The following is a 1,634-nucleotide window of genomic DNA, read 5'->3' on the forward strand; positions in this document are numbered from 1 at the left end:
AGAGGTGCAATTCAAAACCGATTACATAGAAAGAAGGTCATTATTTTATGGAAAACAATTATATTCTTTATGTTGGCATGGACGTCTCTAAAGGTAAAGCAGATGCTGCTATCCTCAAGGTCAGTGATCGTAGATCTGTTAAACCTAAATTCTTGCGTAAAAAATTATCTTTTAAGTTTGTTAAATCAGAAGTTGCTTCTTTTTTAGAAACTGTTAGAAGCTATTCTGATGTTAACTGTACCAGTATCTGTTTTGCTTTAGAAGTTACTGGTATCTATTCTACTAATGTCTATGACTACATCAAAGCGAATCTTTATGAAAACGAAAGCATCAAATTTCTTAATACCGATTTTGTCAATCAATGGCGCATTGCTCATAATATCGCTAAATCAGATCCTTTGGATGCTCAAACTATTTCTACTATCATTGGCACTGATTTAGATGTTCAATATGTCAATGACAACGTTTTTGAAAATAAAAACGGATATCAAGATTTGAAAGCTTTAGTACACAGACATTATCAGATCAAAAAAATCTATTCTCAAGAAATCAACCGTCTCATTGCCCAATGCGATTGTTTGTTTCCTGAACTTCAATATGTTTTCGAACCTAAATCAGCTGCTTTTATCGCTGTCTTATCTTCATATCCTACGACACATGATATCATAAATGCTTCTAGAGTTGAAGTGTTTGACGTCGTTTATGAAGCAACCAAGCATCGTTGTTCAATGGATAAAGTAGATAAGCTCTTTGAACTATGTCAGGATACTTTAGTTCCTGATGATATTTCTTCCTATGGAAAAAGTATCATTCTAGACCTTGTTGAAAACATTAAAAATATAAAAGGTCAGCTCAAATCAATTGAAAGATATATTAAAGATATTGCTTCTTTAAACCCAGCTTATAAACTGCTTCTTACAATTACAGGATGCGGTCCTATAACTGCTGCAACTGTTATTGCTGAAACTGGTAATATAAGAAGATTTAAAAACGCAGACTGTTTTGTTTCTTATTCAGGAACAAGCCCAAGAAACAAACGCTCTGGGACATCTGTAGAAACTATGGGCAAGATCTCTAAAAAAGGTTCTAGATATCTTAGACATGCAATTTATATGATTGCTGAGTTTGCCAGACGTCATAATCCTGTTCTCAAACATCAGTTTGAAAGAATAAAGAATGGAAACAAGAAAAGACATAAGCTGGCTAACATTGCAATCGCAAACAAGATTGCACGATATATCTATTCAATTATGAAAAATAAAAGCAGTTTTGTAATCTTACATGATCATATCATGAGATTACCAGAAGAAACCCGAGATACGTTCTTCAATTCAATATCATTAGACTTTCCTAAAAATACTAGAAAACAGATTTATCAGTATTCTGATATTAATGGTGAACTACATAGATTTGTCTACATCAAAACAGATGAAATGATACCTGCTTAACAGTAAGTAAAAGTTTAATGTAAGAGCTTTCGACTGTTTTTCGTTGGAAAGTTCTTTTAAGTGTACTCTTTTTTAGAAAAGAAAGAGGATTTTTATAGAGGATTCACCTCTAAACCAAGACAAATGCCTATAAAATCAATAAATTCTAGAAAATTTAACTATTTATTGACATTTAATAGTTTGTCT

The 1,634-nt window shown here is 32.1% G+C and carries 1 protein-coding gene; it reads left to right on the plus strand.

Going from position 1 to position 1,634, the window contains the following annotated elements; translation table 11 throughout:
• Nucleotides 1–47: 47 nt before the first annotated feature.
• Nucleotides 48–1,448, plus strand: coding sequence for an IS110 family RNA-guided transposase (locus tag QVO42_RS03650; RefSeq protein WP_022424820.1), 1,401 nt, complete (start codon nucleotides 48–50; stop codon nucleotides 1,446–1,448).
• Nucleotides 1,449–1,634: the final 186 nt, after the last annotated feature.

This window comes from Catenibacterium sp. CAG:290, from assembly GCF_000437715.1.
Taxonomy (GTDB): Bacteria; Bacillota_I; Bacilli_A; order Erysipelotrichales; family Coprobacillaceae; genus Catenibacterium; species Catenibacterium mitsuoka_A.

What these genes read in the sequence shown, in the direction of transcription:
- QVO42_RS03650 (WP_022424820.1), top strand. Translation starts at nt 48, where the DNA reads ATGGAAAACAATTATATTCTTTATGTTGGCATGGACGTCTCTAAAGGT.